At 63.2% G+C, this 13,248-nt stretch carries 13 protein-coding genes; all 13 read left to right on the top strand.

The genetic code is table 11. The annotated features are described in order from the left end of the window. Positions 1 to 183: 183 nt before the first annotated feature. Entirely contained in the window at positions 184 to 2,322 is a 2,139-nt protein-coding gene (gene rho / locus GJB56_RS12020; protein ID WP_113684097.1) for a transcription termination factor Rho, read from the top strand. A gap of 225 nt (positions 2,323 to 2,547) precedes the next feature. After that, positions 2,548 to 2,784 (top strand): 50S ribosomal protein L31, encoded by a 237-nt coding sequence (rpmE, locus tag GJB56_RS12015; protein WP_003941310.1) that lies wholly within the window; start codon positions 2,548 to 2,550, stop codon positions 2,782 to 2,784. A 146-nt stretch (positions 2,785 to 2,930) separates the two neighbouring features. Beyond that, positions 2,931 to 4,010, top strand: coding sequence for a peptide chain release factor 1 (gene prfA, locus GJB56_RS12010; RefSeq protein ID WP_003941341.1), 1,080 nt, complete (start codon positions 2,931 to 2,933; stop codon positions 4,008 to 4,010). A gap of 77 nt (positions 4,011 to 4,087) precedes the next feature. Beyond that, positions 4,088 to 5,020: a peptide chain release factor N(5)-glutamine methyltransferase gene (gene prmC / locus GJB56_RS12005; RefSeq protein WP_019749178.1), complete on the top strand. Its 933-nt coding sequence runs from the start codon at positions 4,088 to 4,090 to the stop codon at positions 5,018 to 5,020. Continuing rightward, positions 5,017 to 5,679: an L-threonylcarbamoyladenylate synthase gene (locus GJB56_RS12000; protein WP_003941345.1), complete on the top strand. Its 663-nt coding sequence runs from the start codon at positions 5,017 to 5,019 to the stop codon at positions 5,677 to 5,679. The genes prmC and GJB56_RS12000 overlap by 4 nt, the downstream gene beginning before the upstream one ends. A 2-nt stretch (positions 5,680 to 5,681) precedes the next feature. After that, positions 5,682 to 7,007: a serine hydroxymethyltransferase gene (glyA, locus tag GJB56_RS11995; protein ID WP_113684098.1), complete on the top strand. Its 1,326-nt coding sequence runs from the start codon at positions 5,682 to 5,684 to the stop codon at positions 7,005 to 7,007. After that, a complete protein-coding gene (locus GJB56_RS11990; protein WP_019749176.1) occupies positions 7,004 to 8,191 on the top strand; it encodes a glycosyltransferase family 4 protein in 1,188 nt (395 codons plus the stop codon). Before glyA ends, GJB56_RS11990 begins: the two co-directional genes overlap by 4 nt. Before the next feature lie 32 nt (positions 8,192 to 8,223). Continuing rightward, positions 8,224 to 8,694, top strand: a complete 471-nt coding sequence (locus GJB56_RS11985; protein WP_113684111.1) for a hypothetical protein — start codon at positions 8,224 to 8,226, stop codon at positions 8,692 to 8,694. A gap of 280 nt (positions 8,695 to 8,974) precedes the next feature. Beyond that, on the top strand, positions 8,975 to 9,802 hold the full coding sequence (gene atpB, locus GJB56_RS11980) for a F0F1 ATP synthase subunit A (RefSeq protein WP_019749174.1): 828 nt from the start codon (positions 8,975 to 8,977) through the stop codon (positions 9,800 to 9,802). A gap of 83 nt (positions 9,803 to 9,885) precedes the next feature. Further along, complete coding sequence (locus GJB56_RS11975) at positions 9,886 to 10,128, top strand: ATP synthase F0 subunit C (protein WP_003941327.1); 243 nt, start codon at positions 9,886 to 9,888, stop codon at positions 10,126 to 10,128. Between the two features lie 7 nt (positions 10,129 to 10,135). Next, a complete protein-coding gene (locus tag GJB56_RS11970; RefSeq protein WP_019749173.1) occupies positions 10,136 to 10,693 on the top strand; it encodes a F0F1 ATP synthase subunit B in 558 nt (185 codons plus the stop codon). 5 nt (positions 10,694 to 10,698) lie between these two features. Continuing rightward, complete coding sequence (locus GJB56_RS11965) at positions 10,699 to 11,523, top strand: F0F1 ATP synthase subunit delta (RefSeq protein ID WP_113684112.1); 825 nt, start codon at positions 10,699 to 10,701, stop codon at positions 11,521 to 11,523. A gap of 62 nt (positions 11,524 to 11,585) precedes the next feature. Beyond that, entirely contained in the window at positions 11,586 to 13,229 is a 1,644-nt protein-coding gene (gene atpA, locus GJB56_RS11960) for a F0F1 ATP synthase subunit alpha (RefSeq protein ID WP_019749171.1), read from the top strand. Positions 13,230 to 13,248 lie beyond the last annotated feature (19 nt).

Here is a 13,248-nt window from a genome sequence, read left to right as displayed (position 1 = left end):
TTGGGCAGGTTTGCGAGCGCATGAAAAGTTTGAGGCGAGAGTTTCCGACAATCATGTGACGGCGGACAAGCCGGCAGTTCTGGACAGCAACCACGTACGGCACCACCGAGTTCGGTATTCAATCGAACTGCGGGACGAACCCTCGACTTTGCGCAGTGCGAGTGAGGGAAGGAAAGGACCTCCGTGACCGATACGGACCTCATCGCCACTTCTGCACCCGCCGGGTCGGAATCAGGCGACAATTCTCAGGCGTCATCTTCAGCATCGAACGGTGCGGTGGCGACCTCCACGAAGCGTGCCGAAACGCGCCGTGGTGCCGGACTCTCCGGCATGGTGCTCACCGAACTCCGCACTCTTGCGGGTGAACTGGGCATCAAAGGCACTTCCGGCATGCGCAAGGGCGACCTGATCGCAGCCATCAAGGAGCGCCAGGGCGGCAGCGCAAAGGCTGCACCCGCACAGAGCGAACTCACTCTCGACGACGCACCCGTTGCGCGCACTCGTGCCAAGAGCACCCGCGCCGCACGCACCGAAACCCCCGCAGCCGAAACGGCTCCCGCGGCAGAATCCGCTCCTGCCGAGGCAGCGCCTGCGCGTACCGAATCCGCCGAGGATTCCGATCAGAGCGCACCCCGTCGTGGACGTCAGCGTCGCGGCGCCGCTCGTCGTGCAGGTTCACCCGACCAGGGTGAACTGAGCATCGAGCAGGACACTCCTTCGGCAAAGTCCGACGCGGACACCTCGAAGGCCGCCGATACCTCGAAGGTCGCCGAGACCGCCAAGGCTGAGGCTCCGGTCGAGCGTCCTGCGCGCACCGAGGGCAAGTCCGACGCTGATCAGGCTCCTGCCGAGCAGGGCAACGAGCGTCCCCGCCGCGAGCGCAACCGGGACAATCAGGGCCAGCGAGACAACCAGGGCCAGCGCGAGAACCAGGGCAACCGGGGCAACCAGGATCGCCAGGATCGCCAGGACCGTCAGGATCGCGGCAACCAGAACAACGCCGGCCAGAACAACGCCGGTCCGCGTACGGACAACCGCAACAACGGACCGGACGACGACGAAGAGGGTGGACGCGGACGCCGCGGACGCCGTTTCCGCGAGCGCCGTGGCCGTGGTCGCGACCGCGGTGAGGGTGGCGCACCCAACGATTCGCGCGAGACCGAAATCCGCGAGGACGACGTCCTTCAGCCGGTCGCCGGCATCCTCGACGTCCTCGACAATTACGCCTTCGTGCGTACATCCGGGTACCTCGCCGGTCCCAACGACGTCTACGTCTCCATGAACCTGATCCGCAAGAACGGCCTTCGCCGTGGTGACGCCATCACCGGTGCCGTCCGCGTCTCGCGTGACGGTGAGCAGGGCAGCCAGCGTCAGAAGTTCAACCCGCTGGTCCGCATCGACACGGTCAACGGCGGCGACGTCGAGGCAGCGAAGAAGCGCCCCGAGTTCAACAAGCTCACGCCGCTGTACCCGAACCAGCGACTGCGCCTCGAGACCGAGCAGCACATTCTCACCACGCGTGTCATCGACCTGGTGATGCCCATCGGTAAGGGCCAGCGCGCCCTCATCGTGAGCCCGCCCAAGGCCGGTAAGACCAGCGTGTTGCAGGCGATCGCGAATGCCGTCGCCACCAACAATCCTGAGTGCTACCTGATGGTCATCCTCGTGGACGAGCGTCCCGAGGAAGTGACCGACATGCAGCGCAGCGTGAAGGGTGAGGTCATTTCCTCCACCTTCGACCGCCCGCCGGGAGATCACACCGCAGTTGCCGAGCTGGCAATCGAGCGTGCGAAGCGCCTGGTCGAGATGGGTAAGGACGTCGTCGTACTCCTCGACTCCATCACGCGTCTGGGTCGTGCGTACAACAACTCCTCGCCTGCGTCCGGACGCATCCTCTCCGGTGGTGTCGACTCGACGGCGCTCTACCCGCCGAAGCGTTTCCTCGGCGCTGCCCGCAACATCGAGAACGGCGGATCGCTCACCATCATCGCCACCGCGATGGTCGAGACCGGATCCACCGGCGACACCGTGATCTTCGAAGAGTTCAAGGGCACCGGCAACGCCGAGCTCAAGCTCGATCGCAAGATCGCCGAACGCCGCGTGTTCCCGGCCGTGGACGTCAACCCGTCCAGCACGCGTAAGGACGAGCTGCTCCTGAGCCCGGACGAAGCTGCGGTGCTGCACAAGCTCCGCCGCGTCCTGTCCGGTCTGGACTCGCATCAGGCCATCGATCTGCTGATCGATCGACTGAAGAAGAGCAAGAACAACCTCGAGTTCCTGATGCAGGTCTCCAAGACCGCACCGGGTGCGATCGACGACTGATCGACTCGACGTCAAAGGCCCACAACCAGCTGGTTGTGGGCCTTTTGCGTGGGCGGAACAAAACCGAGGGGCAGTGCGTTGACAACTTCGTACAGCCACCCCGAGGCGTGCGAGACGCGGATTATCTGGTGAGGTACCGCATCTGGCATACTGAACGGCCGAGTCCGGTTCCGGTTCACGATGTCGATTGGCGACGTCGACCCGGCGACCATTGAAAGGGACACCATGAAGGCAGGAATCCACCCAACCTACGTAGCGACCACCGTCGTCTGCGGTTGCGGTAACACGTTCGAGACCCACAGCACCAAGGAGTCCGGACGCATCAACGTCGAGGTTTGCTCGCAGTGCCACCCGTTCTACACGGGCAAGCAGAAGATTCTCGACACCGGTGGACGCGTCGCTCGCTTCGAGGCTCGCTACGGCAAGCGCGCAGACAGCAAGGTCCCGGCCACCGAGTCCTAGCTGTTCCGCCGACGCCCGATCTGCCATGCGCAGATCGGGCGTCGGCTTTTTTGTGCCTGCACTCGGTTTGCGCGTTTCCCGGGTCCCGGCGTCGAAATACCTTCAAGCGCGCACCGTAGGAATCGAAACTCAGAGCGGAGCGAACCATGGCAGGCGCAACCCAGCCCTCGGCCATCGACGACATCTTGGCGGAGCACGCCGGTCTCGAAGCGCAGATGTCCGATCCGGCGCTGCACAACGACCCTGCCGCTGCCAGGCGCGTCGGTAAGCGGTTCTCCGAGCTCTCGCCGATCATGTCGACGTACAACAAGCTCACGGCTGCGCAGGACGATCTGGAAGCTGCGCGCGAACTCGCCGCCGACGATTCCAGCTTCGCCGCCGAGATCCCCGATCTCGAAGCCGAGGTCGCGCAACTCGAGCAGACGCTTACCGATCAGTTGGCGCCGCGTGATCCGCATGACGGTGACGACATCGTCCTCGAAGTGAAGTCCGGTGAGGGCGGCGAAGAATCCGCGCTCTTCGCCTCGGACCTGGCCCGCATGTACGTCCGCTACGCGGAACGGCACGGCTGGCGCGTCGAGATCCTCGACGCGACGGTCTCCGATCTCGGCGGATACAAGGAAGCCACGCTGTCGATCAAGAGCAAGTCAGACACCCCGGACGGAGTGTGGGCGAGGCTCAAGTTCGAGGGCGGGGTTCACCGCGTCCAGCGAGTGCCCGTCACCGAATCCCAGGGACGCGTTCACACTTCGGCCGCCGGCGTTCTGGTCTACCCGGAGCCCGAAGAGGTCGAGCAGGTCCAGATCGACGAGAGTGACCTGCGTATCGACGTCTACCGTTCGTCCGGCAAGGGCGGTCAGGGCGTCAACACCACCGACTCCGCGGTTCGAATCACGCACCTTCCGACCGGCATCGTCGTCACCTGCCAGAACGAGCGCTCGCAGCTCCAGAACAAGGCGCGTGCCATGCAGGTGCTTGCAGCCCGTTTGCAGGTAGTCGCCGAGGAAGCCGCGGACGCAGAAGCGTCGGCAGGTCGCCAGAGTCAGGTTCGGACGGTGGACCGTTCGGAGCGCATCCGCACCTACAACTTCCCTGAGAACCGCATCACCGATCACCGCATCGGATTCAAGTCGCACAACCTCGACGCAGTGCTCGACGGTGAGCTCGACGCACTTCTCGACGCATTGGGCAAGGCGGACCGAGAGGCGCGTCTCGCGGCCGAGTAGATGCAGACCATGACTGGCCTCCGTCCCGCCGGGAACTCGGTGAACCGCGTGTCGGTCGAGCGTGGCAGGCTGTACCCGTGAGTCGACTTCCACTTCGTTTGGCGCTGATCGAAGCTGCAAAACAGCTCGACGCCGCAGGTGTGCCCAGCCCACGCACCGACGCCGAGTTGTTGGCATCCCACCTGCTCGGCGTCGAACGCACGCGTCTCGGGCTGATTCCGTTGGTCGATCCTGAGGTCATCGCGGCGTTCGACGAGTTGGTTGCGCAACGCGTGAAGCGGATTCCGTTGCAGCACATCATCGGAGTCGCATCGATGGGCAACATCGACGTCGCTGTCGGTCCGGGTGTCTTCATTCCGCGGCCCGAAACCGAATTGCTCATGGGTTGGGCGCTCTCGTTCCTCGAAGGTTGCGGAAGCAAGCCGCCGGTAGTTCTGGACCTGTGCACGGGATCGGGTGTACTCGCGCTGTCCATCGCCGAGGCCCGTCCAGACGCCGTCGTTCACGCCGTGGAGAAGGAGCCCGCCGCGTTGGCGTGGGCGCGTCGTAATGCTGCCGACCGCGAGGCCGCCGGTGATACACCGATCCATCTGCATCAGGGTGATGTCACCGATCGGAACCTGTTGCCAGGGCTCGAGGGCGGCGTCGATCTGGTCGTGTCCAATCCGCCGTACATCCCCGAAGGCGCGCAATTGCAGCCTGAGGTCATGGATTACGACCCGCACACCGCGTTGTTCGGTGGCGCCGACGGTCTGTCCGTCATCAAACCCATGATCAGCAACATCGCGAGGTGGCTTCGAATCGGCGGCGCGGCAGGCATCGAGCACGACGACACCAACGGCGACGGCGTCGCTGCGCTGTTCTCGGCGCGCCGGGTGTTCGGCGACGTTGCACAGCATCCCGATCTTGCCGGTCGTCCGCGTTTCGTCGTCGCCAGACGTGTCGCCACCGACGTCGAAGCGCAGCGGAATCGAACGCCCGAAGTGCAGAGTGAAAGGATGGCTGAGTGAGCACCGTGTACGACTGCAGTCAGACAGATTCCCGAACCGCAGGCTTGGCCGCCGCGAAGAACGCGCTCAAGGCCGGCCGACTCGTAGTTCTCCCTACCGACACCCTTTACGGACTCGCCGCGGACGCGTTCGACAGCGAAGCTGTCACGAGTCTGTTGCGTGCCAAGGGACGCGGGCGAGACATGCCCGTCCCGGTACTGGTCGGATCGTGGAACACCATCGACGGGCTCGTCTACAGCGTGCGCCCCCAGGCCCGGGATCTGATCCGCGCGTTCTGGCCCGGCGGACTGAGCTTGGTCGTCGAGCAGGCGCCTTCACTTGCCTGGGACCTCGGTGATACCCGCGGAACCGTCATGCTCCGCATGCCGCTGCACCCGGTTGCCCTCGAACTGTTGCGCGATGTCGGACCGCTTGCCGTCTCGAGCGCCAACATTTCGGGGCGTCCGCCGGCAACTACCGTCGAGGAAGCCCGAGATCAGCTCGGCGGATCTGCCAGCGTGTATCTCGACGGAGGCAAGGCCGAACACGCCGTTGCTTCCACGATCGTCGACCTGACCGGCAATTCACCGCGTATCTTGCGAGTGGGTGCCGTCTCGGCAGAATCCATCGCCGAGGTATTGGGCACCAGTCCGGAAAGCCTCGTAGAGGGAGTTTCGTAACGATGGTCGGCGCCGGCGGCGAGCGCGCGGGGGAATCCACGTATTGGGGACCGGATTTCGGTGAGCTTGCCACGGCGGACCCCGAGATCGCGGCTGTTGCGCTGGCCGAACTCGAGCGTCAGCGCGGCGGGCTTCAACTCATCGCGAGCGAGAACTTCACCAGCCCCTCGGTACTGGCTGCCTTGGGTTCGACCCTGAGCAACAAGTACGCCGAGGGCTATCCGGGTCGGCGTTACTACGGCGGGTGCGAGTACGTCGACGTAGCCGAGAATCTGGCGATCGACCGGGCAAAGGCACTGTTCGGCGCCGAGCACGTCAACGTCCAGCCGCATTCGGGGGCCACCGCGAATCTCGCGGTGTACGCCGCATTCGCCAAGCCCGGCGACACCGTATTGGCGATGAGTTTGCCGCACGGTGGGCATCTGACTCACGGGTCTCGGGTCAGCTTTTCGGGGCAGTGGTTCACCACCGTTCCCTATCACGTCGATTCGGCCACCGAATTGATCGACTACGACGAGGTTCGCACCCTGGCTCTGGCCCACAAGCCGAAAATCATCGTCGCCGGCGCGACCGCGTACTCCCGAACCATCGACTTCGCAGCCTTCCGGTCGATCGCGGACGAGGTCGGTGCGATCCTGTGGGTCGATGCCGCCCACTTCATCGGACTCGTGGCAGGCCGGGCGATACCGTCGTGTGTTCCGTATGCCGACGTGGTCTCCGCGACGACGCACAAGGTCCTCAGAGGCCCGCGCGGCGGAATGATCTTGTGCCGCAGCGAGTATGCCTCTGCTGTCGATCGCGCGGTGTTCCCCTTCATTCAAGGCGGCCCGATGATGCATGCGATCGCTGCGAAGGCGGTTGCCTTCAAAGAAGCGTCGACGCCGGAATATCGTTGGTATGCACAGGAAGTGGTTGCCAATGCGTCGGCGCTCGCGCAGTCGTTGGAAGCTCGCGGCCTGCGCACCGTGTCCGGTGGAACCGACACGCATCTGGCGCTTCTCGATCTGCGCGCAAGCGGTGTCACCGGAGTCGACGCCGAGCGTAGGTGCGGACTGGCTTCGATCACGCTCAACAAGAACGCGATTCCGTTCGATCCGCAGTCGCCGGCCGTCACGTCCGGAATCCGCGTCGGATCCGCGGCCGTGACGACACAGGGGTTCAACAGTTCCGACATGAGCATCGTGGGGGAGTTGATCGCGCGTGCAGTCGTAGCGGATCCAGCCACCACGTCAGGGGAGGCCGAGTTGGCATCAGTTGCCGACGGCGTTCGCGAACTGGTACGGGCAAAACCTGCCTATCCCCGCCGGACGGGTGATCTCGCGCAGTGATCACTTCGTACGAGGCGACCACATATCTGGCACAGGGCGGCGGGGGAGCGGGTGTGCCCATCCGTGAACTGTTGCTCGTGCTGTGTACGGCGGCGGTAGTGACATACCTGGCGACTGGCGCAGTCCGGTTGTTGGCGCTGCGGTTCGGCGCCGTCGCCATACCGCGTGATCGGGACGTTCACGTCGAGCCGATTCCGCGCCTCGGTGGCGTCGGAATGTATATCGGCATGGTTGTCGGTCTGCTGTTCGCGCAGCAATTACCGGCGCTCACAAGAGGTTTCGGCTTCGGTAGTCCAGATGTACACGCTGCGCTCGTAGCGGGCGCCGTCATCGTCCTCGTGGGCGTGATCGACGACAGGTGGGGCCTCGACGCTCTCACCAAGTTCGTGGGTCAGGTGACTGCTGCCGGAGTTCTTGTGGTGATGGGCGTCAGTTGGTTCATCATCTACAACCCTTTCGGTGGTGACGGTGGGTCCACGATCATCCTCGATCAGATTCAATCGGGACTGTTCACGGTGGCTATCGCCGTGGCGACCATCAACGCGATGAACTTCGTCGACGGTCTCGACGGATTGGCCGCCGGTTTGGGCCTCATCGCGGCCTTGGCGATCCTCATCTTCTCGATCGGTCTGCTCCACGATCAGGGCGGCGACGCGAGCGTCTATCCGCCGGCGATGATCGCGGCGGCCTTGGCAGGCGCTTGTCTCGGTTTTCTTCCGCATAACTTCAATCCAGCGCGCATTTTCATGGGCGATTCCGGGTCGATGTTGATCGGTCTCATGCTTGCCGCGATCTCCACCAGTGCATCCGGTCGTATTCCGCTCACTGCTTACGGAACCCGCGACCTGGTCGGCCTCCTCGCGCCGTTGTTGCTGGTCGGTGCTGTGATGTTCATCCCGATGCTGGACATGCTCCTGGCCGTGATCCGCCGGACTAAAGCGGGCGTCAGTCCGTTCAGTCCGGACAAGATGCACCTGCATCATCGCCTCCTGCAAATCGGACACACGCACCGACGGGTTGTGCTGGTCATCTACCTGTGGGTCAGCGTCCTGGCGTTCGGTGCCGTCGGATCCTCGCTGCTCAATCGACAGCTGGTTGTCGTACTGGTTGCGGCCGGGTTGGTCATTGCCTTGTTCTTCACCGCGGTGCCGTCCCTGATCGATCGCAAGCAACAGCGTCGCTAGCCAAGTTTCCCGATCCATTACCCTTGGGCATCGTGACGAACACGCCGCAGCCTGTACCTGCCTCGCAACCCATCCCTGATTCGACCGCCGCCATGAAGTCGGCCGTGAAGTGGGGTGTGATGGGGCTGGTCGCGCTGGCTGTGGTCGGCGCGCTCCTGGGCGGGCTCTTCGCCGGCAAGGAAGGCGTCTACGGCGCTTTGATCGGCGCAGCCGTCGGCGGCGGGTTCATCCTGTTCACGGCGCTGGGCGTGCTGCTCACAGCGAAGTTGCCCGCGCTCACGGCGGGCGCAGTTCTTCTCGGCACGTGGCTGCTGAAGATGATTCTCGCGATGGTTGTTCTCTTTGTCCTCTCGGATATGGATTTCTACAACAAGACCGCTCTCGTCCTGGTCATCATCATGTCGCTGGTCGTCGTGCTCGGCGCGGAGACATACGGCGTTCTCGGAACCAAAACTCCGTACGTCGATCCCACTCCCAGCAGCAACGTCGACGACGGCGAGTAGTACTACAAGAGGTAACTAATCGGACTTCCAGGTACCCCATCTACACAATGTCGTAGATGACTTGATAAGGTTCGGTTCAAGCGAGAGCAATGGTGGGCCGAGTAACACTCAGCCGACGATGCCATGTGCTCGCAGGTGGTCGAAATTCTGACCACTGAGTCGACGAGAGTCGCCGACACCGACAGACGCCAGGCCCCTCTAGGGTTCTCCAGCTGCTGACGAATGCGCGAGTCGAACTTGTCGACTTGTAGATCGTCAATGTCCGATCGAACCGCAGTCAATGATGGCTGCGGACCGACTACGGGAGAGAACGCTGAGCGTCACCACCCTGGCCGCGGATGAATTCCATGCGCCGTCACTAGACGATTTTTTCCCGCCCTCCGTGTTGATTCACGCGGGCCCCTTCGAGCTCGACCGTCTGATGCTGATTCGTCTGCTGATGTCGGTGCTGGTCGCAGCCTTCTTCGTGATCGCGATGCGCAGCCCTCGATTGGTTCCCCGTGGGATGCAGAACGCCGCTGAGCTTGCGCTCGACTTCGTTCGTATCAACATCGCCGAGGAGATCCTGGGCAAGGAACAGGGCAAGCGCTTCCTGCCGGTCATCACGACGATCTTCTTCATCGTGGTCGCCAGCAACATGGCCAGCATCATTCCTTTCCTGAACATCTCGCCGAACGCACGAATCGGTATGCCCCTGGTACTCGCGGCGCTCGCCTACATCGTGTTCAACTACGTCGGAATCAAGAAGTACGGCTTCTTCAAGTACGTCAAGAGCAGCATCGTCGTTCCCGGCGTTCCGCTGCCCCTGCACTTCTTGTTGGTGCCCATCGAGTTCATCTCGACCTTCATCCTGCGCCCGTTCACGCTGATGGTTCGTCTCATGGCCAACATGTTGGCCGGCCACATCCTGCTGGTGCTGTTCTTCAGCGCGACGAACTACTTCTTCTTCGTGTCCGGCGGATTCCAGGCGATCTTCGGCGTTCCGTCGATCATCGCCGGTATCGCATTCACGTTCTTCGAGCTGCTGGTCATCTTCCTGCAGGCTTACGTGTTCGCGTTGCTGACCGCGGTGTACATCGAATTGGCGCTCCACGCCGACGAGCACTGACCTTTTACCTCCTCACCAGCTACACCAAGAACTGAGCCTCTTGCCGAATCCGGCAGAGGTCAACAGAAAGGGAATGGAACACCATGAGCATCGCTTACCTCGCTCAGGAAGTTGTCGAGACCAAGTCGCGCGGCTACGGAGCCATCGGCTACGGCCTCGCAGCAATCGGCCCCGGCATCGGCGTGGGCATCGTTGTGGGCAAGGCAATCGAAGGCATGGTCCGCCAGCCCGAGATGGCCGGCCAGGTTCGTACCACCATGTTCCTCGGTATTGCATTCACCGAGGCCCTCGCATTGATCGGCCTTGTCGCCGGTTTCATTTTCTAAGACAGACATGGGAGCCACCTTCGCAGTGCTCGCGGCAACAGAGGAGACACACAATCCTCTCTTGCCCGAGACATACGACATCGTGTGGTCCGCGGTTGCGCTCGTCGTAGTCGGTTTTGTCTTCTGGAAGCTCGTTCTTCCGAAGTTCCAGAAGGTCTTGGCCGAACGCACCGAGCAGATCGAGGGCGGCATCAAGAAGGCCGAAGACGCACAGGCAGAGGCAGCGGCCGCGCTCGAGCAGTACCGCGCGCAGCTCGCCGAAGCTCGTACCGAGGCAGCGCAGATCCGTGAGGAAGCGCGTACCCAGGGTCAGCAGATCATCGCTGACATGAAGGTTCAGGCGCAGGACGAGAGCGACCGCATCGTGGCCGCAGGCCACAGCCAGCTCGTCGCCCAGCGTCAGCAGATCGTCGCTGAGCTCCGCTCGGATCTCGGCAAGACCGCTGTAGACCTGGCCGAGAAGGTCATCGGGGAGTCTCTCGCCGACGACGTGAAGCGCGCCGGAACGGTTGATCGTTTCCTCAACGAGCTCGACACCGTCAGCGCTGATTCAGCCAGGAAGTGAGCAACATGTACGCAGCGAGCCGTGAAGCCTTGGCGCAGACTCGTTCTGCGCTGAGCAGTGCCCTGGGCGCCGTCTCTGCAGGAGCCGCAACTGCTGCTTCTGCTCAGGCTGGGTCCGAGCTCTTCTCGGTGGTCGAGGTACTCGACGGCCAGCGCGCTCTTCGCAGCGCGCTGGCTGACGCTTCGGCACCGGCCGCTGGTCGCCAGGCTTTGGCAGAGCAGTTGTTCTCCGGAAAGGTCGGCGCCGAGGCGCTCGCCACCGTGAAGGCAGCTGCAGGCCAGGGCTGGTCTGCGGCCCGCGACTTGGTCAACTCGCTCGAACTGCTCGGACGCGAAGCTCTGCTCCGCGCCGCAGCCGATCAGAGCCAGTTGGACACCGTTGAGGACGAGCTCTTCCGTCTCGGTCGCATCGTGGCAGGGGATCCCAGCCTGGAGCAGACGCTCTCGGATCTGTCGGTTCCCGCAGCCCGCAAGCGTGAGTTCCTCTCCCGCTTGCTCTACGGCAAGGTCACTGCGGTCACCGAGGCACTCGCCGGACAGGCCGTCGGCCGGTTGAAGTCTGCACCCGCAGACACTTTCGATCAGCTGTCGAATCTTGCCGCAGCGCAGCGCGATACCACCGTTGCTCACGTTCGCAGCGCCTCGGCGTTGAGCTCGGAGCAGTCGGATCGCTTGGCCAGCACTCTTACCCGCACCTACGGGAAGCCGGTAGCAGTACACGTCGAGGTTGATCCAGAACTCCTCAGCGGCTTGGTCGTCCGGGTGGGCGACGAGGTTATCGACGGCAGCGCAGCGGGTCGACTCGCAGCACTGCGGAAGAACCTCAAGTAGTCCTTCAGCCGAACACATACTCCAGATCTTTTCGAAGACCAGACACCGAGAGCAGGAAAAACATGGCGGAGCTGACGATCTCCTCCGACGAGATCCGTAGCGCGATCGACAACTACACCGCGAGCTACTCCCCGGAGGCCTCCCGTGAGGAGGTCGGCACAGTGACCGACACCAGTGACGGCATTGCGCACGTCTCTGGCCTGCCTTCGGCTATGTCCAACGAGCTGTTGGAGTTCCCCGGTGGAATCGTCGGCGTCGCGCTCAACCTGGATGCCACCGAAATCGGTGCCGTCATCCTTGGCGATTACCAGAACATTCAAGAAGGCCAGGAAGTAAAGCGCACGGGCGACGTTCTGTCGGTTCCCGTCGGCGATGCTTTCCTCGGCCGCGTCATCGACCCGCTGGGTGCGCCCATCGACGGACTCGGCGAGATCGAGAGCACCGAGAACCGTGCACTCGAGCTCCAGGCCGCTTCGGTGCTCGAGCGCCAGCCGGTCGAAGAGCCGCTCCAGACCGGTATCAAGGCTATCGACGCCATGACCCCGATCGGCCGCGGCCAGCGCCAGCTCATCATCGGCGACCGCAAGACCGGCAAGACCGCGGTCTGCATCGACGCCATCCTGAACCAGAAGGCCAACTGGGATTCCGGCGATGTCAACAAGCAGGTGCGCTGCATCTACGTTGCCATCGGTCAGAAGGGTTCCACCATCGCGGGCGTCAAGGCTGCCCTCGAGGAGAAGGGCGCGATGGAGTACACCACCATCGTTGCTGCTCCGGCCTCTGATTCCGCAGGCTTCAAGTGGCTCGCACCGTACACCGGCTCGGCCATCGGCCAGCACTGGATGTACCAGGGCAAGCACGTTCTGGTCGTGTTCGACGACCTGACCAAGCAGGCAGAGGCGTACCGCGCCATCTCGCTGCTGCTGCGTCGCCCGCCGGGACGCGAGGCTTACCCCGGTGACGTCTTCTACTTGCACTCCCGTCTGCTGGAGCGTTCGGCGAAGCTGTCCGACGCACTCGGCGGTGGCTCGCTGACGGCTCTGCCGATCATCGAGACCAAGGCGAACGACGTCTCGGCGTACATCCCGACCAACGTCATCTCCATCACCGACGGTCAGGTGTTCCTCGAGTCCGACCTGTTCAACAAGGGCGTTCGCCCCGCGATCAACGTCGGTATCTCGGTCTCCCGCGTCGGTGGCGCTGCACAGACCAAGGGCATGAAGAAGGTTTCCGGTTCGCTGCGTCTGGAACTGGCTCAGTTCCGTGAGCTCGAAGCGTTCTCCGCTTTCGCATCCGACCTCGACGCTGCCTCCAAGGCTCAGCTCGAGCGCGGTGCCCGTCTGGTCGAGCTGCTCAAGCAGGATCAGTACAGCCCGATCCCTGTCGAGGACCAGATCGTCTCGATCTACCTCGCCGGCGAAGGCATCTTCGACAGCGTTCCGATCGGTGACGTCCGTCGCTTCGAGAAGGAACTGCTCGAAGACCTCAAGCACTCGGCTGCTGGCGTCTACTCCAGCATCAACGGCGGTAAGGCACTCGATGCCGACAACGCTGCTGCGCTGATCGCTGCAACGAACAAGTTCAAGGAAGGCTTCATCGCATCCGACGGAAGCCGGGTCGTGAACGAGGCCGAGGCTGACGCTTTGGGCGCCGACGAGGTCGAGAACGAGCAGATCAACGTCAAGCGCAAGACCGTCAGCAAGTGACGTACGCGCCCATGACACT

The sequence above is a fragment of the Rhodococcus sp. AQ5-07 genome (assembly GCF_009707305.1).
GTDB classification, from domain to species: Bacteria; Actinomycetota; Actinomycetes; order Mycobacteriales; family Mycobacteriaceae; genus Rhodococcus_F; species Rhodococcus_F erythropolis.
This window is presented reverse-complemented; position numbering and strand designations above follow the sequence as displayed.

Excerpts from the sequence above, each read along its gene's own strand:
- GJB56_RS11970 (WP_019749173.1), top strand. The coding sequence starts at position 10,136 with ATGGGAGCCACCTTCGCAGTGCTCGCGGCAACAGAGGAGACACACAAT.
- GJB56_RS11975 (WP_003941327.1), top strand. The coding sequence starts at position 9,886 with ATGAGCATCGCTTACCTCGCTCAGGAAGTTGTCGAGACCAAGTCGCGC.
- atpB (WP_019749174.1), top strand. The coding sequence starts at position 8,975 with ATGATGGCTGCGGACCGACTACGGGAGAGAACGCTGAGCGTCACCACC.
- prfA (WP_003941341.1), top strand. The coding sequence starts at position 2,931 with ATGGCAGGCGCAACCCAGCCCTCGGCCATCGACGACATCTTGGCGGAG.
- GJB56_RS11965 (WP_113684112.1), top strand. The coding sequence starts at position 10,699 with ATGTACGCAGCGAGCCGTGAAGCCTTGGCGCAGACTCGTTCTGCGCTG.
- rpmE (WP_003941310.1), top strand. The coding sequence starts at position 2,548 with ATGAAGGCAGGAATCCACCCAACCTACGTAGCGACCACCGTCGTCTGC.
- glyA (WP_113684098.1), top strand. The coding sequence starts at position 5,682 with ATGGTCGGCGCCGGCGGCGAGCGCGCGGGGGAATCCACGTATTGGGGA.
- atpA (WP_019749171.1), top strand. The coding sequence starts at position 11,586 with ATGGCGGAGCTGACGATCTCCTCCGACGAGATCCGTAGCGCGATCGAC.